The 22,481-nt window shown below is 32.7% G+C and carries 21 protein-coding genes; 18 read left to right on the top strand and 3 right to left on the bottom strand.

Annotation, left to right across the window (positions count from 1 at the left end):
• The first annotated feature begins 53 nt into the window (after positions 1-53).
• From ERX46_RS05245 to ERX46_RS05235, 3 genes are all read left to right on the top strand, one after another.
• Complete coding sequence (locus ERX46_RS05245; protein ID WP_165366157.1) at positions 54-857, top strand: murein L,D-transpeptidase catalytic domain family protein; 804 nt, start codon at positions 54-56, stop codon at positions 855-857.
• A 614-nt stretch (positions 858-1,471) separates the two neighbouring features.
• Positions 1,472-1,663 carry a cold-shock protein gene (locus tag ERX46_RS05240; protein WP_107038051.1) on the top strand — a complete coding sequence of 64 codons (192 nt, stop codon included), beginning with the start codon at positions 1,472-1,474 and terminating at the stop codon, positions 1,661-1,663.
• Positions 1,664-2,246: 583 nt separating this feature from the next.
• Positions 2,247-2,921, top strand: a complete 675-nt coding sequence (locus ERX46_RS05235; RefSeq protein ID WP_130092788.1) for a response regulator transcription factor — start codon at positions 2,247-2,249, stop codon at positions 2,919-2,921.
• 108 nt (positions 2,922-3,029) lie between these two features.
• Here ERX46_RS05235 and ERX46_RS05230 read toward each other — a convergent pair whose 3' ends face one another.
• Entirely contained in the window at positions 3,030-4,367 is a 1,338-nt protein-coding gene (locus ERX46_RS05230; protein WP_130092787.1) for a UDP-N-acetylmuramate--L-alanine ligase, read from the bottom strand.
• 345 nt (positions 4,368-4,712) lie between these two features.
• Here ERX46_RS05230 and ERX46_RS05225 point away from each other — a divergent pair, with 345 nt between their 5' ends.
• From ERX46_RS05225 to ERX46_RS17770, 5 genes are all read left to right on the top strand, one after another.
• On the top strand, positions 4,713-5,255 hold the full coding sequence (locus tag ERX46_RS05225; RefSeq protein ID WP_130092786.1) for an outer membrane beta-barrel protein: 543 nt from the start codon (positions 4,713-4,715) through the stop codon (positions 5,253-5,255).
• 154 nt (positions 5,256-5,409) lie between these two features.
• Entirely contained in the window at positions 5,410-6,153 is a 744-nt protein-coding gene (gene truA, locus ERX46_RS05220; RefSeq protein ID WP_130092785.1) for a tRNA pseudouridine(38-40) synthase TruA, read from the top strand.
• Positions 6,154-6,233: 80 nt separating this feature from the next.
• Positions 6,234-7,058 (top strand): PorV/PorQ family protein, encoded by an 825-nt coding sequence (locus ERX46_RS05215; RefSeq protein WP_130092784.1) that lies wholly within the window; start codon positions 6,234-6,236, stop codon positions 7,056-7,058.
• Positions 7,058-9,133, top strand: a complete 2,076-nt coding sequence (locus ERX46_RS05210; protein ID WP_130092783.1) for a helix-hairpin-helix domain-containing protein — start codon at positions 7,058-7,060, stop codon at positions 9,131-9,133. Before ERX46_RS05215 ends, ERX46_RS05210 begins: the two co-directional genes overlap by 1 nt.
• Before the next feature lie 232 nt (positions 9,134-9,365).
• Entirely contained in the window at positions 9,366-9,494 is a 129-nt protein-coding gene (locus tag ERX46_RS17770) for a hypothetical protein (protein ID WP_262708081.1), read from the top strand.
• Positions 9,495-9,718: 224 nt separating this feature from the next.
• Here ERX46_RS17770 and ERX46_RS05205 read toward each other — a convergent pair whose 3' ends face one another.
• On the bottom strand, positions 9,719-10,195 hold the full coding sequence (locus tag ERX46_RS05205) for a DUF2452 domain-containing protein (protein ID WP_130092782.1): 477 nt from the start codon (positions 10,193-10,195) through the stop codon (positions 9,719-9,721).
• 155 nt (positions 10,196-10,350) lie between these two features.
• Here ERX46_RS05205 and ERX46_RS05200 point away from each other — a divergent pair, with 155 nt between their 5' ends.
• The 4 genes from ERX46_RS05200 to ERX46_RS05185 all read left to right on the top strand — a co-directional run bounded on the left by ERX46_RS05200 (position 10,351) and on the right by ERX46_RS05185 (position 14,490).
• Positions 10,351-11,163 carry an enoyl-ACP reductase FabI gene (locus ERX46_RS05200; protein WP_130092781.1) on the top strand — a complete coding sequence of 271 codons (813 nt, stop codon included), beginning with the start codon at positions 10,351-10,353 and terminating at the stop codon, positions 11,161-11,163.
• Positions 11,164-11,842: 679 nt separating this feature from the next.
• The gene (locus ERX46_RS05195; RefSeq protein WP_130092780.1) at positions 11,843-12,238 is read left to right on the top strand and encodes a DUF5684 domain-containing protein; all 396 of its coding nucleotides are present in this window, start codon (positions 11,843-11,845) and stop codon (positions 12,236-12,238) included.
• A 227-nt stretch (positions 12,239-12,465) separates the two neighbouring features.
• Entirely contained in the window at positions 12,466-12,942 is a 477-nt protein-coding gene (locus tag ERX46_RS05190; RefSeq protein WP_130092779.1) for a hypothetical protein, read from the top strand.
• 1,068 nt (positions 12,943-14,010) lie between these two features.
• Entirely contained in the window at positions 14,011-14,490 is a 480-nt protein-coding gene (locus ERX46_RS05185; protein ID WP_130092778.1) for a hypothetical protein, read from the top strand.
• Between the two features lie 81 nt (positions 14,491-14,571).
• Here ERX46_RS05185 and dnaA read toward each other — a convergent pair whose 3' ends face one another.
• Entirely contained in the window at positions 14,572-16,002 is a 1,431-nt protein-coding gene (dnaA, locus tag ERX46_RS05180) for a chromosomal replication initiator protein DnaA (protein ID WP_130092777.1), read from the bottom strand.
• Between the two features lie 310 nt (positions 16,003-16,312).
• Here dnaA and ERX46_RS05175 point away from each other — a divergent pair, with 310 nt between their 5' ends.
• The 6 genes from ERX46_RS05175 to ERX46_RS05150 all read left to right on the top strand — a co-directional run bounded on the left by ERX46_RS05175 (position 16,313) and on the right by ERX46_RS05150 (position 22,480).
• Positions 16,313-16,753, top strand: coding sequence for an acyl-CoA thioesterase (locus tag ERX46_RS05175; RefSeq protein WP_130092776.1), 441 nt, complete (start codon positions 16,313-16,315; stop codon positions 16,751-16,753).
• Positions 16,746-17,708, top strand: a complete 963-nt coding sequence (locus ERX46_RS05170; RefSeq protein WP_165366156.1) for a formimidoylglutamase — start codon at positions 16,746-16,748, stop codon at positions 17,706-17,708. The genes ERX46_RS05175 and ERX46_RS05170 overlap by 8 nt, the downstream gene beginning before the upstream one ends.
• A gap of 38 nt (positions 17,709-17,746) precedes the next feature.
• The gene (locus tag ERX46_RS05165; protein ID WP_130092774.1) at positions 17,747-20,029 is read left to right on the top strand and encodes a patatin-like phospholipase family protein; all 2,283 of its coding nucleotides are present in this window, start codon (positions 17,747-17,749) and stop codon (positions 20,027-20,029) included.
• A gap of 4 nt (positions 20,030-20,033) precedes the next feature.
• Complete coding sequence (locus ERX46_RS05160) at positions 20,034-20,378, top strand: translation initiation factor (protein ID WP_207214124.1); 345 nt, start codon at positions 20,034-20,036, stop codon at positions 20,376-20,378.
• Positions 20,379-20,753: 375 nt separating this feature from the next.
• Positions 20,754-21,977: an ABC-three component system protein gene (locus tag ERX46_RS05155; RefSeq protein WP_130092772.1), complete on the top strand. Its 1,224-nt coding sequence runs from the start codon at positions 20,754-20,756 to the stop codon at positions 21,975-21,977.
• Positions 21,974-22,480 (top strand): three component ABC system middle component, encoded by a 507-nt coding sequence (locus ERX46_RS05150; protein ID WP_130092771.1) that lies wholly within the window; start codon positions 21,974-21,976, stop codon positions 22,478-22,480. The genes ERX46_RS05155 and ERX46_RS05150 overlap by 4 nt, the downstream gene beginning before the upstream one ends.
• Position 22,481: the final 1 nt, after the last annotated feature.

Genomic DNA, 22,481 nt, shown 5'->3' with positions numbered 1-22,481 from the left:
TAGCATTCGAATTTGTGCACAAATGTAGTGACAATTTATTATTTTGCTCCGCTATGCTAAATAAAAAACCCCTTCAAACTATTGCACTGCTTAGTGTAATGGTCTTATTTTTTAGTTTTACGACTGAAAACATTCCTGTAAGTACCAATGATGTAAATCTAGATTTTCATAATCAGGAGCACATAATTAGTGTAAAAGGTAAACCTACAGCAATTAATTTTTGGGAACAATATGTTTATTCCAATTATGAATGTTTGGGTGACACTACTTTAACTTACGAAGCATTTTATAATGGACTGAAAGGTTACTATGCTTTAAAAGAGAAAGGAATATTAAAGCAAGAGGGAGTTTTAACGATTGTTGATTTTACACAACATTCCTCAAAAGAAAGAATGTACATTATAAACGTGAACACTTTTGAGATCATTAAAAAGACTTTGTGTTCGCATGGAAAAAATACTGGAGCTGCAATGGCTACAAGTTTTTCCAATACAAATGGAAGTTTACAAAGTAGTTTAGGGTTTTTCTTAACTGCGGAAACTTATTCTGGGAAGTTTGATTATGCGATGCGCTTGGATGGATTAGAAAAAGCAAATTCTCGAGCACGTGAACGCGGAATTGTTGTTCATGGAGCAAATTATGCAACTCCTGAGTTCTTGGAACGCAATGGGGGAGTGCTGGGAAGAAGTTATGGTTGTCCAGCTTTACCTAAAGACGACGCAACAGAATTAATCGATGAAATAAAAGAAGGGACTTGTTTCTTTATTTATTCCAATGATTTTAATTACCTTCAAAGTTCTGATGTTATAAATTCATACCGTTATGAAGATATAATAGACGAGTTGAATAAAGTTTAAAGCCTTCTCATTAGAAGTGCTATTTGATACCCGAAGAACATATATAAAGGTTAGGCGTTAATTAAGCGCATTAATCAATTTATGATTCTTCATTTACACCAATTTTGTAATGTAATACTGTTTAAGTGTTGCATTGATTTTAATGCCGTTCCCATTTAGTGTTTAGAAACGTCCATTTATTCAAAGGACATTTATCTCAAATATTCCTGTGAAATTCTCAGGAGAGCTAATAGGGACAAGTTTTTATCATTTTTTGAAGCATAATATCCATGGGTATTAGAAGTTTTAACTGTTACAAGAAGAACAAAGTGTTTTTGGCCTATTTATTTCGCTTAAACAACACATGTTCTTTCATTTATTTATTCATTTTAATGTGTTTTAGGATCCTATCAGGAACCTGATGAGTTTTTTTAATGTTTTTTTTCTAAATATTTTAAAATCAATATTTCGCTTAATATGTTAGTCGTAGTAAGGGGGGTAGGGTTTTTTGGTGATGATATTAATCGATGTGATATGTTAAATTATCGATTTTCTATGAAATAAGTTTTGATTTTACTTGCATAATCAGAATTGATGGTCTATCTTTGTGCTTTATATTTTTAATTATATTTATTATGCCACAAGGAACAGTTAAGTTTTTTAACACAGAGAAAGGATTCGGTTTTATCGTACCGGAAGATGGAAATGACGTTTTCGTTCACGCGAACGGATTAATCGACGAAATTCGTGAAGACGATAAAGTTGAGTTCGACATCGAAGAGGGAAGAAAAGGATTAAACGCAGTTAACGTAAAAGTTATCGGTTAATTATAATTTGCTTTAAGTACTCTAAAGGGCTATCGATTATTCGATAGCCCTTTATTTTTGCGTTAACTTTTTTGTGAATAAAGCTTTATTAGGTAATAGTTTTTCTCTGAACTAATAAACAGCTTTAGTTTTTTTATTTATATAACTGTTAATACACCATTGAGAAATTATTTGAATTTAGAAAACTCGTTGTTTTTTAAAGAATATTTTTCCTGACACCACTTATTCCAATCCGATAGCAGTTTATAACGGTTAATGAATCTTTGAAATGATCGAAGGTTCTTGAATTCCTTACTGACTTTCAAAGAATAAATATCCCAATAAACCCGTCACATCAATCCCATAGTCGTTTATAACGGTTATCGTATCTTTGATATTCGTCAAGTATTTTAGAATTTCTGTATATTTTTTAAGAATAGATTTTACTATAATCCTGTCATATCAACCCCATAGCCGTTTATAACGGTTAATCAACCTATAAAATCAACCAATATTTATGGAACTAAAAGACAGTATATTATTTTGATTATTTTTTATTTAAAATGATTCTAATTAAGAGGATAAATATCTTACCTTTGTTTTCATGAAAGTCATAATAGCAGATAGCAACGATATTGTTCGCGTAGGATTACGGTCAATCTTGGCTTCCGATTCTATTGTAGATATCGTTGGAGAGGCTGTTTCGAGTGAACAATTCCTTGATCAATTGAAATCATTAGAGGTTGATGTGGCTTTATTAGACTATACTGCGCCTGGATTTTCAATTGATGTTATTCCAAAAGCTTTAAACATCAATAAAAGATTAAAAATCGTTGCAATTACTCCTGAACAAAATCCATCTGTAATTTTAGATGCTTTGAAATCTGGTGTAATGAGTTACATCAAAAAAGATTGCGATATTCCAGAGATTATTGCTTCTGTCAGAGAAACAGCTGGAGGAAATAAGTTCTTTTGTGGCCAAATCCTAGACAGTATTCGTCGTTCTTCAATTGATGTAGAGCATTTGGACAGTGAAAAGTTTTCTTGTGAACCAGTTTTACTTTCAGAAAGAGAATTAGAAATTATTAAATACATCGCTGAAGGAAATACCAACTCCCAAATTGCGGACATTCTTTGTTTGAGTCCACACACTGTTACGACACATAGAAAAAATATAATGGCGAAACTCGGTACGAAAAATACTGCCGGAATTGTTATGTATGCTGTGAAAGCTAATTTAGTGAGTCCTAATAAGTTTTTGTTTACGCGAGAGCAGTAGTTAATTACGAATTTTTTAATTACGAATTACGAATTGAAAAATTTGGATTTATAATTCATCCTCTTGTGCGACCTTTAAATAATTCATAATTCGTAACTCGTAATTATTTTATAATTGACTATAATCCACCCCATCAAAATTCCCTGAACTCATCATTAAAAGCACCATGTTATCAGTACTTTCTTCTTCAATAAACTGTAAAACTTTTTCAGTTTCAGTTTCGACTTGGACGTTCTTTCCGAAAGCTTCGTAAACCTCTTCTTTGGTGATTGGATCTAGTTTTTTGTGTTTTACAACATTCGGACTGAAGTAAACCAAGGCTTTATCAGCCATTTTCATTGCGTCTTTATATTGTGGAAGGAAATCCTTTTTTAATGACGAGAAAGTATGTAATTCCATACAAGCCACTAGTTTTCTATCAGGATATTGTTCTTTAACCGCTGATGTTGTAGCTTTTAATTTACTTGGCGAATGTGCAAAGTCTTTATAAACTATTCTTTCTGGTGTTTCACTAATTTTCTCCAGCCTTTTTCCAGCTCCTGTAAAGCCTTTCATTGCATTTAAGAAGTCTGTTGGTGCAATTCCTAATGCTGCTACCACATTTAATGCTCCGTATAAATTCTGTAAATTATGTGCTCCAAAAATCTTTAATGGGAACTTTTGATTCTCGTAATGAAATATTGTTCCTTCGTCATTAACCTCGTATTTTGGAGTTGAGTAAGGCACAATCTTCAATCTGTCTATTTGTTTTAAAGCGACTTTTTCAGTGTCGGCATCTTCTTCATTATAAACTAATATACCATCGTCTTTTATGACATTACAGAAAATATCAAATTGATCAACGTAGTTTTCATAAGTTGGGAAAACGTTAATATGATCCCAAGCAATTCCACTAATTAAAGCAACATGTGGTTTATACAAATGAAATTTCGGTCTTCTGTCAATTGGTGAACTCAAATATTCATCTCCTTCAAGAATAATAACATCGTTGTCTTCTGTCAGTTTCACCATGCAATCATAACCTTCCAATTGTGCACCGACCATATAATCCACCGGGAAATCCAAAACTTGCAATGCATGTAAAATCATTGAAGTAATGGTTGTTTTTCCATGTGAACCACCAATTACAACACGTTTCTTGTTCTTCGCTTGCTCATAAATATATTCAGGATAAGAGAAGATTTGTAAACCTAATTCTTTTGCTTTTGCTAATTCAGGATTATCTGCTCTCGCATGCATTCCTAAAATTACAGCGTCTAAATCGGCAGTAATAAAATCATCATTCCATCCAATCTGCTCAGGAAGAATTCCTTCTTTCTTCAATCGCCCTTTTGACGGTTCGAATATTTCATCATCAGAACCCGTCACAACGAATCCTTTTCTTGATAATGCAATAGCTAAATTGTGCATAGCACTTCCTCCAATGGCGATAAAATGAACTTTCATGAGATATATTTTGAATGTTAAAAGTAAACATCTTTTAATGGGGTTAGAATCGTAGAATCAATTTTCTATTAACTTTCATGTGTTGAAAGGAGTGTTTATGTACTTAAAACTATGAAAACTAGTTTAAATTTATAATTATAACTGGAATTCGAAATGTAAATAACTAATCAGTAAGTCACCAAGAATTACTTATAGGTGCTCAAGCTATCTTGAAATAATTTTAGAAACATTAAACTATAGATTTCAAAAGGAAGGAATCAAAATTTCCTGAATATACGTCAGATGTCGTATTTCATAAATGTGTTAAAGTCATGATTTTTGTTTTGAACAATTAAAAACACAATTATGAAAAGAATTATAGTAACAATCGCAATCGTTTTGGGTTTAGGTGGAACAGTATCAGCGCAAACCTACAATGAAGGAGACAATATGTTGAATATTGGAATAGGTTTGGGATCAGCATTTAGAACGGGAACTACGACATTACCTCCAATTTCCGCATCTTTCGAGCATGGTTTTACTGATAAGATTAGTGTAGGTGGGGTTTTATCCTACATGGGATCTAAAGAGGAAGTATCATTTGGTGCTTCTAAGTATATTTTCAAGTATTCTTACATCATTTTGGGGCTAAGAGGTAGTTACCATTTTTACAATACCGATAAAATAGATGTGTATGGTGGTGCAACTTTAGGTTATATCATAGGAAATTCCAGGGTTGAGATTGAAGGTCCTAATCCATTTATTACTCCACAACCTGCTTCAGTAAGTGGAATAGCTTACGGTTTTCATGTCGGAGGTAAATATTATTTTAATGAAAAAGTTGGTGCTTTTGCTGAGTTAGGATATGGTATGGCAATATTAAATTTAGGGTTAACTGTAAAGCTTTAAATCTAAAAATCCCAAAATTAAGAGTTTATTAAAAGAGAGTTTACAATATGTAGCTCTCTTTTTCTATTACCAGGACTCACTGTGTTGTCATTTTATATCTTGTTTTGAATAATACTACTTTCCGATTATCTTATAATTTTACTACTTTCACAACATGAAGAAACGTCTATTTTTTCAATGTGTTTACGATGGAACGGATTATTCTGGTTGGCAAAAACAGCCAGTTGTAAAAACCATTCAAGGAGTAATTGAAGAAAAATTATCTATGTTGTTTGGAAATCAAACCATTGATATTGTGGGTTGCGGTAGAACTGATGCCGGAGTTCATGCTTTACAAGCGTATTTTCATGTGGATTTAGAACCTGTTTTCTCGAACGAACAGTTACAGTATAAATTGAATAATATGCTTCCTTTAGCAATTGCTATTGGTAATATTATTGACGTAGAACCTAAGGCTCATGCACGATTTGACGCTACCAAGCGGACTTATCATTATTTCATTCACCAAAAGAAATTGCCTTTTCATCAAAATGACAGTTGGTTTTATCCTTCAGAATTATCCATTGAAAGAATGAATGAAGCTGCTGCCTTTTTGTTAGGGCGACAGGATTTTACTTCTTTCTCAAAATTACACACGGATGTGAATAATAATTTCTGTGATATTTATAACGCAGAATGGAAGGTTGTTGGAGATCAATTGCGGTTTGAAATTAGTGCCAATAGATTCCTACGTAACATGGTAAGAGCGATTGTTGGAACATTATTGGAAGTAGGAAAAGGGAACATTCCTCCAGAGGAAGTCAAGTTAATTATAGCGAAAGAAGATAGAGGAGAAGCAGGTTGTTCTGTCCCAGCGAAAGGTTTGTTTTTGCAAAGTTTAGAATATCCTTATATTTGAAAATATTATTTAAGAAATAAAGTACGAACGTAAACAATCACCGTTTCATTTTTACAATTTCTTATTCATAAAATTGAATTATGAAAACATTACTCATTGGAGGTTTAACTATGCTTTGTGCATTCACTGTTAGCGCACAAGGTTGGTTGTCACAAGGTGCTAGAAGCGGCGCAATGGCAAACAATGGTGTGACTTTGGTTGATGCTTTTTCTTATCATCATAATCCTGGAGCATTAGGATTTATTGAAGAAGGAAGCGCTGGAATATCTTATGAAAGTCGATATGCTTTAAAAGAATTACAAACACAAAGCTTTGCAGTTGCTGTTCCACTTAAAGTTGGAGTTATTTCTACTGGTGGACAATTTTATGGTTATGATACCTATAGAACAACGAGAGCTGGACTGGGTTATAGCATGAAATTATCTGAAAAAATATCAGCTGGAGTTCAAATTAATTATTTAGGAACGCGTTTAGATCCTGCTTATGGAGTAAAACATGGCGTTAGTGCCGAGTTTGGTGCTTTGGCAAAACTTAATGACAGAGTGAATGTCGGATTTTCTGTCGTAAATATTAGTCGAACTAGACTTGCAGATTATAAAGATGATCGATACGGAACACTTATTAGACTGGGACTTTCCTACCAACTTATTGAAGAATTATTGATTGTTGCTGAAATCGAACAAGAAATTAATTTTGATACACGATTAAGAGCAGGAATAGAATATCATCCTATTGATTTATTATACATCCGCGCTGGTGTTCAAGGAGCACCAATGGATTTCGCATTTGGATTCGGCTTAAAATATGAAAGACTTAAATTAGATATTTCTTCTCAATACAATCAAATCTTAGGTTGGACTCCTGCAGCTTCATTTATTTTTGATTTCTATAAACCGAAAAAATAATGAAGTATCTCATTTTAATATCCTTTTTAGTAATTGGAGCAGTTGTTTTCGGACAATCCAAAAATGAAATTATTCAGCAAAGAATCGAGTTCATTGCGCAAGATTTGGAAGAGGAAGAACTTTCTTTAGAGGATTTATTTGACGTACTTAATAATTACTACGACAATCCATTAAACTTAAACACAGCAACAAAAGAAGAACTTCAGGAATTGTTATTGCTTAATGATTTTCAGATCAATGCTTTGTTGACAAGGAGAGATGAGATAGGTTCTTTTAATACGATTTATGAAATTCAGGAAATCGAGTATTGGGATATTCCTACATTGGAAAACATTTTACCTTTTGTTCTTGTCTCCAAAGTTGAAGAGAAGAAAAAAGGGAATCTTCAAAAATATTTAAAGGAAGGAAAAGTAGAAGCGTATTTCCGATACCAGAGAAATATTGAAGAAAAATCGGGTTACGCCGATGTCACGGATGAAGAAAAGGAGGAAAGCAGTAAGTACTATTGGGGCGATCCAAACAAATTGTATTCTAGAATTCGATATACACACCAAACTGATTTAAGTATTGGAGTCACGATGGAAAAAGATCCAGGTGAACAATTATTTGGAGATAAATCACCAAATGGATTCGATTTTTATAGTGCTCATGCTTATTATAGTGGAAGTAAATTTATAAGAAAAGCTGTGATTGGAGATTATCAAGTTCAATTTGGTCAAGGTTTGGCGATGTGGACAGGTTATGGATTCAGTAAAACAGCCGATGCAACTTCAGCTAGAAAAAACGCCAAAGGATTAAAACCTTATAGTTCGACCGATGAAACTAGATTTATGCGTGGAGCTGGGGTAGAGTTAGGAATAAAAAACTTTTCATTAACAACGTGGGCTTCTTACAAAGGAGTCGATGGTTCCGTTGAAATGTTGGATACTTTGGATTCCGAAGAAGCGAGAATGGCTTCCTCAATCAATATGTCAGGATATCACCGAACAACATCTGAATTGGAACGCAAGAACAGTTTAATGGAAATGGTTTACGGCGCAAATGTAAAATATGAAAGCAGAAGTTTTCAGATTGGAGTAACCGCTGTCCAACAAGCTTATGATGCGTATTATGAACGAGCAGATCGCTTGGTAAACAAGTATCAATTTGCAGGAAAAGAGTTGACAAATTTAAGTGCAGATTACTCTTATATTTATAGAAGCCTTAGTATTTATGGTGAAGTTGCACAAAGTAGAGGTTCTAATGCAGTTGCAATTTTACAAGGAGCAACAGTTGCAATGGGAAGAAGGGCGTCAATAACTGCGCTTTATAGAAACTATCCAAAAGACTACCACACGTTTTATGCACAAGGATTTGGAGACGGAAGCAATACCAATAATGAATCTGGAATCTACTTAGGTGGTTCATTTAAATTGAATAAAGCATGGAGTTTGAACTCTTATGTTGACTTCTTTAAATCTCCGTGGTTAAAATTCAGAGTAGACAGTCCAAGTGAAGGTCAAGAAGTACTCGCTCAATTAAAATACCGCCCAAGTACACGCTTTGAGACCTATTTACGTGTTCGAGAAAAGAACAAAATGATTAATGTTAGTGAGTATACAGGGAATATTCGTCCAATAGAAAATTATAAACAACGCAAATATCAAGTTGGACTAACTGCAGATTTAGGTTCAGGTTGGAAATGGAGATCAAGAATTGATTACGTAACAGATCAAAGAATAAGCTCTGGAAAACAAGAAGGATTTGCCTTGACGCAAGATTTATTGTACCGCAGTAAAAAGTTCCCAGTTGAAGTTTCAATGCGTTATGCAATTTTCAATACAGACAGCTACGATACTAGAGTTTACGCTTATGAATACAACCTTGAAAACGTATTCAGTATTCCAGCCTATTTCAATAAGGGAAGTAGAGCGTATTTAATGTTGAGATACACTTTCTTCAATGAAACATGCGATTTATGGGTACGTTATGCTGCATTTGTGTACAATCAAGAAGAAACATTGAGCAGCGGATCTGAAGAAATTACTGGAAATGTGAAGAGTGAAGTAGGAGTTCAGTTGAGAGTAAGGTTTTAAATAATGATTAATGGTTAATTTTTAATGGTTAACGATGTATGTTGTTATAGGGATTGCGGTTCTTGCTTATAAATTTCCAAGTGAATAGTTTCTAGAGTTGTTTTAAAGTGCTGTTGTAAACTTAAAGGCTGCGCTGCAGTTGCACTGCTGCGCAACCTTTAAGTTTACTCGAAGTCTAAAATTTATCATTAAATACCAAATCTGAAGACCAACTGATTTATCATAAATAATCATGAAGAATAGCGAGCAAGACAAAGAAAATAACAGATTGAGTATATTTGATTTAATCCGCAATTTCAATTTTTGGATGTATGTTGTTTTAGGAATTGGAATTCTTGTTTATAAATGTACAAGTGAGTAGTTTATAGATTTGCTTTAAAGTGCTGTTGTAAACTTAAAGGCTGCGCTGCAGTTGCACAGCTGCGCAACCTTTAAGTTTACCCGAAGTCCAAATTTTATAATTAAATTTCAAATACCAAATTCTTTATTAAGATTATAAAATAAGCTTATGATTTCTTTCTTTCTTTCTTCTCTGCGAATCTCCGCTCCTCTGCGAATCTCCGCGTTATTCTTCTAAATCTAAATCTATATCTCCAGGTCACTCTTCTCCAAAACATCCCAAGTATGATCCGCCAGTAACTGAACTGTAGCCACAAACTCAAACGTTTTCTTAGATCTTCCCCATTGGTCAGGTGCAATCAATGAAAGCAAATATGTTTTATTATCTTTTTGATACAGGTGATAAATATGATTAATCAACGGTTCGAAGCGCATTTCTGCATTATAAATCTTCTCTGAAACAGTTTTTCTATCTTGTAAACCTTTCGCTTGACTTGCCAAAAGATTCATCTGATCATAAAGCTGTTTTAGCTGCATGTCCGTTTGATGCTCCATTGCGTTTAAGGCACGACCTTTTACTTTCCCTTCGTCCACAGGTTTTACCAAAGCACTTCCTTGCGTGTGAGGATAAGGTAAATTATGTGGATTTTCAGTTATGTGATCTGGATTTACTGGATTGATAAACTCAGTGTTGTTCTTTTCGTCGGAGTTATTTTTAGACATGCTTTTAGTAATTTTTTATTGCTATGAAGGTATAACACGAAGATATGAATTTGGTTCATAAGTTTAAAGTCTTTTTCAATTTGATTCATATCAATATTGGGATTAGAAGCGCTATTTAAGGAAGTTTTCTATTTTTGTGACCAAAGAAATTAAATATGGCTAACAATATACTAAAAGGAAAGCGCGGAATTATTTTCGGTGCATTGAACGAGAAATCAATCGCATGGAAAGTCGCTGAAGTGGCTCACGCAGAAGGAGCAGAGTTTGTTTTAACAAATGCGCCTATCGCTATGCGAATGGGAGAAATTAATAAGTTGGCTGAAAAAACAAATAGTCAAATTATTCCTGCTGATGCAACGAGTGATGAAGATCTTGAGAATTTAATTGAAAAGTCAATGGAGATTCTTGGAGGTAAAATTGACTTTATTTTACATTCTATTGGAATGTCGCCAAACGTGCGTAAAGGAAAGCATTACACGGAATTAAATTACAAATTCTACAGCCAAAGTTTAGATATTTCTGCTACTTCACTGCACAAAGTCTTGGCTATTTCTATGAAGAAAGATGCAATCAGCGAATGGGGATCTGTTTTGGCATTGACTTATATTGGTGCGCAAAGAATTTTCCCTGATTACAATGACATGGCAGATGCTAAATCACTATTGGAGTCAATTTCACGTAGTTTTGGTTACCATTATGGAATCAAAAATAAAGTAAGAGTAAATACGATTTCTCAATCTCCAACTGCTACAACCGCAGGAGAAGGAATTAAAGGATTTAATGAATTCATTAATTTTAGTGATCAAATGAGTCCATTAGGAAATGCTACGGCAGAAGCTTGTGCAGAATATTGTGTTTCTATGTTTTCGGATTACACAAGATACGTAACAATGCAAAACCTTTTCCACGACGGAGGTTTCAGCTCAACTGGAGTTACTCAAGGAGTTGTTGATAAATTTGCTGAATAGTTGAAATAGATGAAATATTTAGAGAAAAGGATGCCTTCGGGTGTCCTTTTTTGTTTTTGATTGGTTTGCCGAATGATAGGAAAGCCTCTATTTAAAATTATTATCTTTATAATATGAAGAAAAGACCTTGGCACCTGGTTGTTTGGAGTTATAATTTTTCTAGCATATTCCATTGGAATTTATGATTTTATAAATATCCATACTAAAAACATAGACTATATTAATTCAATAGATGCCGAGGGTGATTTATTTGTATATTTTAAAAACTATTCTTCTGTTTTATCATTAATTTGGGGAGTCAATGTTTTTAGTTCTCCAATCGCGGTTGTGTTCTAATTTGCACAATCTAAATGGGCGGTAGGATTATCATTTATATCTGCTGTATCAATGACATTATTATCAATTTACACTTTTGGATTCATGAATCGTTGGGAGTTTTTTGGATCTATGTTGGCGAGTGTTGATTTATCGATGCTCTTGTTAACCGTTTTATTCTTTTTCTATTGCAGGTATTTGTTGAAAAAGGGTTTTCTCCATAAAGAATATTGGGATTAAAAACTTCCGTTTATAGAATTATCTCTATATTCATAAATTCAAAGTGGAGACCAGCAACCACTGAACTAAACAGGGCGATACCGAAAAGCCATACGAGTAGGTATATCTTTAAACACTGCACTTTATGGGAGTCCTTTTAATTGTTTTCTTATCAATAATTTATCTTAGTATTCTTGTTCTAAGCATAGCTTCTTATTGGATTGTTTATGCAAAAGCTGGAAAACCAGGTTGGGCTTCAATTGTTCCAATTTATAATATTGTTGTTTTATTGGAAATTGTTGGAAAACCTATTTGGTGGATTTTACTTATGTTTATTCCAATTGTAAATATTGTAATTGGTATTAAAATTTATCATCACCTTTCTTTATCTTTTGGTAAGGATGTAGGTTTCACAGTAGGTTTGATCTTATTGCCAATTATTTTCTTCCCAATTTTAGCATTTAGTGATGCAGAGTATCAAGGGCCAACAGGAGGTGAAGGTGGAGGGAATTCTCCAGAATTAGATCAGAATTTTAGATAGTATTTTTGATGGATTTGAATTTGAAAGGATGTCTGCGGATGTCCTTTTTTGTGTTTGAGGATTTTGGAATTTAAAGATTCAAGGATTCAAACATTCAAACATAGAGTGATTTAAGAAATCCAACATTCAACAATTTGCATAATGCTTTTTCAATTCAAATAATTGAACAGCTGTATTGACATCTATTTACTATTTTTATGAAATTATAGCATTTTAAATTTCTAATTATGAATACAATTAAAAGATCAAAGACTGCAATTATCTCTACTATAATACTTCTTGCATTTCTATTTACCAGCTGTGATGGAGATGACTTTAAGAAAGTGAGCATCGATAAATTTGAAGGAAATTGGGAATTGCAAGGTCGGCCTATGTTTGATGGTGTTATAATTCAAATCGATAAAAATAAAAATGGAGAATTGAAAGGAAAAATCGTTTCTCTAAACGAAAACAAATTCGTTCAACTATTTGCTGAGCAAGAGGATACATGGATTTCTGAAATTAGCAAGATCTCCAACTATGAATTTAAGTTAACCGAAAAGAAAATAGGAGGTGCTTTATTTTCTGTTTATGGTTTAGACACATCTAAAGATTTTAAAGTTCAATTCATTGATGAAAACACAATTGGATTAAGTGCTGGTAGCTCAGATCCGAAAACTTCTACTGTGAAATATATTAGAGTGAGAGAAGATTTAAATGAATAATATTTTAGAAAAAATTCATTAGTAGCTCATTTTATATTAGAATCAAGTTCAAATATGCAATTTTTTGAGCCACAAATGATAAAATTTTGAGCTTAAAAATAGTTCTAGATGATTTTGTGTGAGTAGATTTAAAATCTATGGCTTTAATTGAAGCTAAACGAATGTTAATTTGGTTCTACTTTTATTTAAATGGAAACTTTCTATTTAATTACATTTCGCTTAATTTGATAAGTTCCTGTTATTTAAGTGGTTATTGTTAGTAGCCTACCAACTTATGGGCTAATCAACTGAAATACAGACCACCATAGGCTTACCTGTAAAAATGAAATTATGATTTTGATAAATACTTTAATTTGGTTACCAAGATAAGTCGTTAACTGTAATCCCATATTCATTATAAAAACTTATTATCACTCCTAATTATCTCGAGTAACAGAAAAACTATTATACTTTTCTGAAATGGATGATTATGATTCGGCTTATGTATAATCGCCACAGGAGTGGTGAAATGTTAGTAGCTTTAGCTACCCAGTAATAGCATAAAGCCACAGAGTGGCGGCATGTGAATGTGTTTCAATTTTGCGAAAACTCTATTTTGTTTAAGAGAATTTGGCGATGTATTTATAACGTGTCACCACTCTGTGGTTTTTTAAAAAACGTTATTCGTTTTTTTATTAACATGTCACCCACTCCGTGGGCTAAGATGAAGTTAAGGCATATTAAAAACATTCTTCAATTAACGACCTATCTTGGTAACCCAATACTTTAAAATACAACTCGTGTAGGTTACAGTTAAATTCGTAGTAGAACTATTAATTTTTCGAAGGATTACTATTGATTATCCACAGTATTTCAGGTAGAGCCTTAAAAATAGATTTTTATTAACCAATTTGAGTTTGCAGTAAAGACATATTTTTAGAACTCAATTCATCGCTAAAAACACAACTGGATTAAGTGATTGAAGATCAGATCCAAAAAAATCAATTGTTAAATATCTTAGCGTGATAGATGTTAAGTAGTTAAAAGTGTATATTTAACGAAAACTTAAATAAATCAAAAACATTACGCATGAAAAAGCTACTTTTAATTCTTGGTATATTAAATTTTTCCGAATTCTCGTTTGCACAATTTCACACTCCAAATGCTTTGACTATTACACAATCGCGAGGAGGAGAAGATTATGGAGGATATAATTTTCAGATGTATGGAGAGGAATCAACAAGATTAAAAGAGTCTTTACTTTTAACTTTTTCAGATTTTAAGGAGCATCGCTATATCTGGAAAATTAAGAAAATTCAAATTCCTGGAATAGATGATCCTGTTACTATAAGATTGCACGAAGGACTTCATGTAAAAAAAGAAACTTATCAATTTCAATTTTTGACATTTAAAAACACAAAAGATAAAGAGTTGAAACTTTCAGAGATGGACGAAAAAGAAAATCTTGGTGTTTTAGTTTACATTCAACACGGAAGAAAAAATGCGCTTAAAACTATTGAAGAAGCTGCAATTGTAAAAGAGTATTTACTTTCACTTTATGAAGAGTAAAAGCTTTTCCAAAAACCTTTATAAAACAAAAATGCCGAATGAAAATCTCATTCGGCATTTTTTATATCTTAACAATACAGCTTACTGCATCGATAATTTCTTTTCTAAATCATTCAAATAAGCTTTGAATTGCTTGTCTGTTTCTGATAGGTTATTAACCGTTCTACAAGCGTGCAATACAGTTGCGTGATCTTTTCCTCCACAATGTGCTCCAATATTAGCCAATGAAGACTTTGTCATTTTCTTAGAGAAGAACATAGCAATTTGACGGGCTTGAACGATTTCTCTCTTTCTAGTTTTAGATTTCAAGATTTCGATTTCAATGTCAAAGTAATCACAAACAACTTTCTGAATGTATTCGATAGAAACTTCACGGGTGATGTTCTTCACGAATTTGTCAATCATTTGCTTCGCTAAATCTAGAGTAATCGCTTTTTTGTTTAACGATGCTTGTGCAATCAATGAGTTTAATGCTCCTTCGATTTCACGAACGTTAGTATTTATGCTGTAAGCTAAGTATTCAACAACTTCTTTCGAAAGTTCTATACCATTGCTGTACATTTTCTTTTCAAGAATAGCAATACGCGTTTCTAATTCTGGCGCTTGTAAATCTGCAGATAATCCCCATTTCATTCTGCTCAACAAACGTTGCTCCATTCCTTGGATATCAACAGGTGCCTTGTCAGACGTTAAAATGATTTGCTTACCGTTTTGGTGCAAGTGATTAAAGATGTGGAAAAATACATCTTGCGTTTTTTCTTTTCCAGAGAAGAATTGAACATCATCAATAATTAATACATCCATCATTTGATAGAAGTGTACAAAATCATTTGAAGTATTGTTCTTTATAGAGTCAATAAATTGGTGAACGAATTTTTCAGAACTTACATATAAAACTGTTTTGTTCGGAAACTGTTCTTTAATACCAATTCCAATTGCGTTCGCCAAATGCGTTTTACCCAGACCAACTCCACCATATATCAATAATGGATTAAAAGCTGTTCCACCTGGTTTGTTTGCTACTGCATAACCAGCAGATCTTGCCAAACGGTTACAATCTCCTTCAACGAAATTGTCAAAAGTATAAGCGGCATTTAAGTTAGATTCAACTTCAATTTTCTTTAACCCTGGAATAACGAAAGGATTACGAATTTGATCTTCGCCAACCTTTAAAGGAACAGAAACAGGTGCATTTCTTAAAGAACTACCTCCTGATGTTGGAATTTTCACTGTGTAAGGAGTAGAATTTGGTGTATTACGTTCCATAATAATACTGTATTCTAATCTTCCATTGGCACCCAATTCCTTTTTGATTACCTTTTTCAGTAATCCAATGTAATGCTCTTCTAACCATTCGTAAAAGAAATGAGAGGGAACTTGAATTGTTAATACATCTCCATCTAACTTCACGGGAACAATCGGTGAAAACCAAGTTTTAAAAGCTTGTAATGGAATGATGTCTTTAATTACTTTCAGACAAGCTTCCCATTTTTGTTCATGCAATTGGCTCATTTAATCAGTTTAACGCGTTTATAGCAAATAAATATAATTGTAAGTGATATTTTATCACTTTTATGTCTCGTTATCGAAGGGCAAATATTTGGATAAAAAAGTTTAAAAAAAAATCAAAACCCTATTGACTTTTACAAAACTTTTACACCTACACCAAATAAAAAAATATAAATTTTATAATCGTTTTCGTCGTAAAATTTTACTATTTTAATCGACAATTAAGTCAGATTTGTAGTATTTTTCTATTGATTGATTCGTTCACAATATACATATCTTTTTTTGATTATTAACTTTCAATTGTTAAAAAATAATGAGTAAAAATAACGACTGTTTACATTCAGCAATTACACAACTTCGTGTAAGATATGGAGAGACTGATCAAATGGGCTATTGCTACTACGGAAACTACGCTCAATACTTTGAAGTAGGTCGGGTAGAGGCCATGAGAGATCTTGGGATGTCTTACAAAGACATTGAAAACAAAGGGTTTATGCTTCCTGTTTCCACTTTTAGTGTGAAGTATATTGCTCCTGCTTTGTATGATGATTTGTTAAGTATCACTACAAAAATAGTGGACCTAAATGGGGTAAGATTGTACTTTGAATATGAAGTGAAGAATGAAGAAAATCGTTTATTAGCAACTGCGGAAACAGTGTTGGTTTTTGTCGACAAGAAGACAATGAGGCCCGTCCTTCCACCTGATGATTTTGTCAAATTATTGCACTCTAAAAAATCTAAAAAAGATGTTTAGTAATTCCAAGTCATTTGAGCTGTTGAAATTCGATAAAGACGATATATATAAGTGTTTTTCCAAGAGAGATGGTGAAACCAAGTTGGGTCAAGTTATTAACAATTCACCAAAACCTAAGTATGTTATTTTGGGAATTGAAGAGAGTATTGGGCCAAAAGCAAATAGTGGTAGATCAGGTGCTGAAAATGGATTCAAATCGTTTTTAAGCGTTTTTAACGCTATGCAGTCCAATGAATCCTTAGTGGGAGACAATATTCAGATTTTAGGAAAAGTCATTCAACACCAAGAAGATGAAAATGATCTTTCTAAAACTGTTGAAGAGCTCGATGATTTCGTTTTTGAGGTATTAAAATCACATATCAGTGAAAATCAAATTCCAATAATAATAGGAGGAGGACATAATAATGCGTTTCCTTTGATTAGCTTTTCTAAGCATAGATTTTCGAATTCAATTGATGTAGTGAATCTTGATGCACATGCAGATTATCGTTTATTGGAAGGAAGGCATTCTGGAAATCCATTTTCTTATGCTTTCAAAGAAGGTTATTTGAAAAACTACCATGTTTTTGGATTACATCAACGTTATAACAGCCAACGTACACTCGATGATTTACGTCGAGATGGACATAAGTTCACGTTCAATGAATCTTATTTAATGGAGGAACGCAATTATTTAGATGACTTCAAGACTAAAATGAAAGAACAAAGTAATCAAGAAAATTATTTAGGAATAGAACTCGATTTAGATGTAATTGCGCGAATGCCTAGTTCTGCATCTTCACCAGTTGGAATTTCGATAGAAACAGCAAGACAATATTTACGTATTTTCGGTACAAATGAAAAAGTTGCCTATTTGCATTTACCAGAAGGAGCACCACAAACGGATGAAGAAGAACGCATCGTTGGAAAAACTTTGGCCTATTTAGTAAGTGATTTTATTATTGTACATGGTTAATCAAATTCTTTGTGCTATATTGTTATATATAAAACTACATGATTAAGCAAGTACTAAAATTTCTAGAAGGAATACGTACATTTTTCCCTATCAACTTACTGTTTTCACAGGTAAAGTATAATCTCATTGTCCTATTTTATTGGATTTTGCTCTTTGGAATTATTAATAGTAGTATAGGAATTGGAATAGGATTACCCTATTTATTTTTATCTCCAGAATACCTCGGACTTTCTAGTTACTTGGCATTTTTAATATTAGGAATCAGCATTGGCGGGTTTATTATGGCTTTTCATATATACAGCTATATCCAAATAGGACCCAAGTATCCATTTATTGCAACGCTTTCCAGACCATTTTATAAATTCTCTTTAAACAACAGTTTACTCCCGTTAATTTTTGTTGTCAATCTGTGCTTTCGGGTGTATTACTTTCAAAAGGGACAAGAATATGCTGGTGAATATGAAGTTTATGGCTTAATTGGATCATTAGTATTGGGAATTACACTTTTTATTTTGTTTTCTCTACTTTATTTTTTCCCAACGAATAAAGACCTTTTTTCAATTACAGGTAAACGATCTGAAGAATTTCAAAGAAATGCTAGTAATGTACAGGCGACTTTGCATAGAAAGCAAATTTGGTATGAACCTTTTATGGCAAAAAATGTCGATCGTTACTATTATATTGGTTCGAGATTTAAATTCATGCAATCGCGCAGTAGTTCTCATTACGATATTAATGTGCTCAATAAAGTTTTTTCTCAAAATCATATTAATGCATCCGTTTTTGAGATTTTACTTGTTCTTTCCTACATTGCTATTGGTTTTTTTAGAGATTATGAATTCTTCCAAGTTCCTGCTAGTGTAAGTGTAATGATGATTTTGACGATAATTATAATGTTGATTAGTGCGCTTTTTTCATGGTTTAAATCTTGGACCTACCCAATTATTGTAGCAGCATTCTTTTTAGTGAACTACTTAAGCACAGTCACAGATTTATTTCAATTTAAGAGTTACGCTTTCGGCCTTTCCTATGAAGAAGATAAACTAGTAGATTATACCAAACAATCGCTTATTGATTTGAAATATTCTGATTCAGTGATTAAAAAAGATTATGCGAATTATATAAATACACTAGAAAACTGGAAAAAGCAAACTGGAAAGAAGAAACCGAAATTAATTTTATTGAATACCAGTGGAGGTGGGTTAAGAAGCGCAATGTGGACTTTTAGAGTATTGCAGGAACTCGATAGTTTAACCGGTAAAGAGTTTATGAAAAACATTCAAATGATTACCGGAGCTTCTGGTGGAATGGTAGGCGCTGCATATTACCGTGATTTAATGATCATGGAAAAAGAAGACGATATCACCACACGAACAAGTGGAAAATACCTGATCAATATTTCTAAAGATCTACTGAATCGTTTGTCTTTTTCAATTTCTACAAATGATATGTTTTTCCGTTTTCAAAAAGTGGAAATCAATAATTTTAAATACAGCAAAGACAGAGGTTATGCGTTTGAACAAGCTTTGGTTTCGAATCTAGATGGTGCGTTTTCAAGAACTTTAGGAGAATATGAAGCGTATGAACGATCTGGAGAATTTCCAACGATGATCTTTACACCAACTATTGTAAATGACGGTCGAAGATTGTTGGTGAGTTCCCAGCATCACGGCTATTTGCAAGCCACTGATAAATTAGATGAAAGGGTTGGTTTGAATCCACAAATGGAGAATATTGAATATTTGAAATATTTTAAAAAGAATAATCCAAAAGAGGTGAGTTTTACTTCTGTCTTGAGAATGAGTTCCACTTTTCCATACATTATGCCAATGATTACGATGCCTACAGATCCAGGGATGCAAGTTATGGATGCAGGAATTAGAGATAATTATGGTTCTAAAATAACTGTCAGGTATTTAATTGCGTTAAGAAATTGGATTAAAGAAAATACCAGCGGAGTAATTGTCTTAAAAATTAGGGATACAAAAAAGACTTTAGTCGGTGAAACATTCGAAAATATTGGATTATTTGATCGTTTGTTATTGCCTTTTGGAAACATGTATGGAAACTTCCCAAGGGTTCAAGATTTCAATCAAGATGAATTGTTTTCTACTGCAATTCGCTCGATGAATTACCCTATTGAAGTGGTGACATTCAATTTGCGCGAGAATTTTAACGATAAAATTTCGTTGTCGTGGCACTTAACAAAAAAGGAAAAAGAGAAAATTATCAATGCAATTCATTCAGAAGAGAATCATGCATCGTTAGAGCGATTGTTGAGTATTTTAAAAATGGATGTAATACAAAAAGATACAAAATAGAATTATGGGAAAAAACAGTAAAAAACGCGAAAATGTAGTTTACAGCACAAATCCAAATTTCGGTTACAACGATGAAGAAGAAATGGAAGAGGAAACCTTAGAAAACAACCAACAATTGCTGTATGTTTCCATAGACCGCAAGCAAAGAAAAGGAAAAGATGTCACCCTTGTTGAAGGTTTCGTAGGTACTGAAGACGATTTGAAAGATTTAGGGAAAAAGTTAAAATCTTCCTGCGGAGGCGGAGGAACTGTAAAAGATGGCGAAATTTTAATTCAAGGAAATCACAGAGATAAGGTGATGGAGCTTTTGGAGAAGGATGGGTATAAAACGAAGCGGAAAGGAGGGTAGTGCAATTTAAAATGTCTGTACTGTGATTTAGAGTGATTATTTTGATGGGCTATGATTAAAAATCTTTATTCAGAGCTTTTAAAAAAGGACATTCTATCATTACTGAGCATCTTAAAAATAATATTTGAAGATGAAGAGTTGGATGAGAATTGAGTATGTTGGAATTTCCGACATACCTATCAACATTTTGCTATTAAAGGAGAGAGTCAAGATCAAAATTATGTTTCAGATTTTGATAAGGAATTATTGAAGAAGATTGAGGGTAGGCGAGGTGTTTATTTGCTGTTGAAAGAGTGGTTAAGAAATAATTGTTAAATTAGTTGCTAAAAAATATAAGAGTTATCAATATGTTGAGGCTAATTAAAAAGTTAGAGTATGAGTGATTCTGCGAAAGGTCCTGCGGCAGGATATATATATCAATTTGAACTCGCCTTGGTCGAATTAGCTAAAATGAGTAAAGATGATGTTTTGTCTATTGAAAGAATGGATGACTTGGCTATTCAGGATGAAAAAGGTCATTACATTTTAACAATGCAAGCAAAGCATAGCATTTCTATGACTGGATCAACCTTTGGTAGCACTTCTGTTGATTTGTGGAAGACACTGGTTAATTGGTTGGATAAACTCAAGAAAGGACATATAGTTGAGGGGAATAATTTCATTGCTATTACCAACGTAAAAATACCATTGACTTCTATTGTCAGGGAATTCGGAATTGAAAAGTTTGAAGTCGTTGTTGATAAGATTAAAAATATAAAAATTAATCAAGAAAAAAAAATCAAAGAGAATGCAAACAAAGAAAAAAAATCACCGGCTATAGATGCCACTCTCAAAAGAATAGATTTAGTATTAAATGATCTATCAAATTTGAAAATTATTCTATCAAAATTTTCTTTTAAAGAAAAATATCAACTAAAAGATGACTTTTTTGATTCAATTCAATTAGGCTCAATCACAGATGATTCATATAAATCTAATCTATACGATAACTTTCTAGGTTGGGTTGTGAGTAGATCAAAAGAAAATTGGGTCAATGAAAATGAAGCACAATTTACAAAGAAAGATTTTGAGGAAAAATATGATCACCTTCGGAAAGTTCACCCATTAAAAAAGGCATTGTTCAGGAATAAAAAAGATATCCCTGAATTTCTAAAAATCAATTTGACAGAAATAAGAAGTGATACCTACATTCAACAAATTGAAGATATCGAAAGAGATATTGAGGATAAGGAGGAAATAGTCAAAGATGCGGTCATGGACTTTATTCTATGTGACATCGAAATTTCTCATTTGATTACCTCAATGAACACTTTTACTAAACCCGATTACGAAGATTTTAAAGAATCATGTATAGATATCTGGAAAAAAGTAAAAAGAAAACATGCTCCAAAGGATAAAAGTCATTATTCCGATGAAGAACAGAATAATATAGCCATCAAAATTTTTGATGAAATAATGTTGGATGTTAAACTAGACTTTATGAATACATTCGATTTTAATAATTCTAATAAATACGTTCAAAATGGAACTTTTTTAAAATTATCTAATGAACCTAAAATAGGGTGGAATCCTAGTTGGATTAAAAAGTATACGATATGAATAAAGAATTAGATTTATTTGACATTCTTCAAAATACAACAATAGGTGTAATCGCAATTCAAAGTTTCATCCTTGGCTATAATGCGGTGACTAAAGATTCAAAAAGCAAAACAATTTCACCCCATATTAATCATCTATTTTACGTTCTTCCAATTGTGTTTGAAAATTCTTCCGTTGAAACATTTATATCCTCAAGAGAGCTTTACACTGCTATTTCTAAAGATAAAACTCTAACTCTTGGGCTTCAAGAGCTTGCTAACAAAATGTCAACACAAACTTTTGACAGTTTGAACTTAGGATTTAATAAAGGAATATTCACATTGGATAAAAAGTCTATGAGAATAGGAATCACAGAAAAATATCAAAATAAGAGCATATTGAACAAGATGAAAATACCAGATCAATATTTTGGAGATATTCGTAAAGCATCATTTCGATTAGGAAATATTTTTGGGAGGAAAGATGAAAAAATGCTTCAACTGACACTAAACATTAGATTTTAAC

The sequence above is a fragment of the Brumimicrobium glaciale genome (assembly GCF_004152935.1).
GTDB lineage: Bacteria > Bacteroidota > Bacteroidia > Flavobacteriales_D > Crocinitomicaceae > Brumimicrobium > Brumimicrobium glaciale.
The sequence above is the reverse complement of the archived record's forward strand: the minus strand, read 5'-3'. Positions and strand labels throughout refer to the sequence as shown.

What these genes read in the sequence shown, in the direction of transcription:
- ERX46_RS05240 (WP_107038051.1), top strand. Translation starts at nt 1,472, where the DNA reads ATGCCACAAGGAACAGTTAAGTTTTTTAACACAGAGAAAGGATTCGGT.
- ERX46_RS05215 (WP_130092784.1), top strand. Translation starts at nt 6,234, where the DNA reads ATGAAAACATTACTCATTGGAGGTTTAACTATGCTTTGTGCATTCACT.
- ERX46_RS05165 (WP_130092774.1), top strand. Translation starts at nt 17,747, where the DNA reads ATGATTAAGCAAGTACTAAAATTTCTAGAAGGAATACGTACATTTTTC.
- ERX46_RS05230 (WP_130092787.1), bottom strand. Translation starts at nt 4,367, where the DNA reads ATGAAAGTTCATTTTATCGCCATTGGAGGAAGTGCTATGCACAATTTA.
- ERX46_RS05210 (WP_130092783.1), top strand. Translation starts at nt 7,058, where the DNA reads ATGAAGTATCTCATTTTAATATCCTTTTTAGTAATTGGAGCAGTTGTT.
- ERX46_RS17770 (WP_262708081.1), top strand. Translation starts at nt 9,366, where the DNA reads ATGAAGAATAGCGAGCAAGACAAAGAAAATAACAGATTGAGTATATTT.
- ERX46_RS05190 (WP_130092779.1), top strand. Translation starts at nt 12,466, where the DNA reads ATGAATACAATTAAAAGATCAAAGACTGCAATTATCTCTACTATAATA.
- ERX46_RS05235 (WP_130092788.1), top strand. Translation starts at nt 2,247, where the DNA reads ATGAAAGTCATAATAGCAGATAGCAACGATATTGTTCGCGTAGGATTA.
- dnaA (WP_130092777.1), bottom strand. Translation starts at nt 16,002, where the DNA reads ATGAGCCAATTGCATGAACAAAAATGGGAAGCTTGTCTGAAAGTAATT.
- ERX46_RS05185 (WP_130092778.1), top strand. Translation starts at nt 14,011, where the DNA reads ATGAAAAAGCTACTTTTAATTCTTGGTATATTAAATTTTTCCGAATTC.
- ERX46_RS05160 (WP_207214124.1), top strand. Translation starts at nt 20,034, where the DNA reads ATGGGAAAAAACAGTAAAAAACGCGAAAATGTAGTTTACAGCACAAAT.
- ERX46_RS05155 (WP_130092772.1), top strand. Translation starts at nt 20,754, where the DNA reads ATGAGTGATTCTGCGAAAGGTCCTGCGGCAGGATATATATATCAATTT.
- ERX46_RS05205 (WP_130092782.1), bottom strand. Translation starts at nt 10,195, where the DNA reads ATGTCTAAAAATAACTCCGACGAAAAGAACAACACTGAGTTTATCAAT.
- ERX46_RS05175 (WP_130092776.1), top strand. Translation starts at nt 16,313, where the DNA reads ATGAGTAAAAATAACGACTGTTTACATTCAGCAATTACACAACTTCGT.
- ERX46_RS05170 (WP_165366156.1), top strand. Translation starts at nt 16,746, where the DNA reads ATGTTTAGTAATTCCAAGTCATTTGAGCTGTTGAAATTCGATAAAGAC.
- ERX46_RS05195 (WP_130092780.1), top strand. Translation starts at nt 11,843, where the DNA reads ATGGGAGTCCTTTTAATTGTTTTCTTATCAATAATTTATCTTAGTATT.
- ERX46_RS05225 (WP_130092786.1), top strand. Translation starts at nt 4,713, where the DNA reads ATGAAAAGAATTATAGTAACAATCGCAATCGTTTTGGGTTTAGGTGGA.
- ERX46_RS05245 (WP_165366157.1), top strand. Translation starts at nt 54, where the DNA reads ATGCTAAATAAAAAACCCCTTCAAACTATTGCACTGCTTAGTGTAATG.
- ERX46_RS05150 (WP_130092771.1), top strand. Translation starts at nt 21,974, where the DNA reads ATGAATAAAGAATTAGATTTATTTGACATTCTTCAAAATACAACAATA.
- truA (WP_130092785.1), top strand. Translation starts at nt 5,410, where the DNA reads ATGAAGAAACGTCTATTTTTTCAATGTGTTTACGATGGAACGGATTAT.
- ERX46_RS05200 (WP_130092781.1), top strand. Translation starts at nt 10,351, where the DNA reads ATGGCTAACAATATACTAAAAGGAAAGCGCGGAATTATTTTCGGTGCA.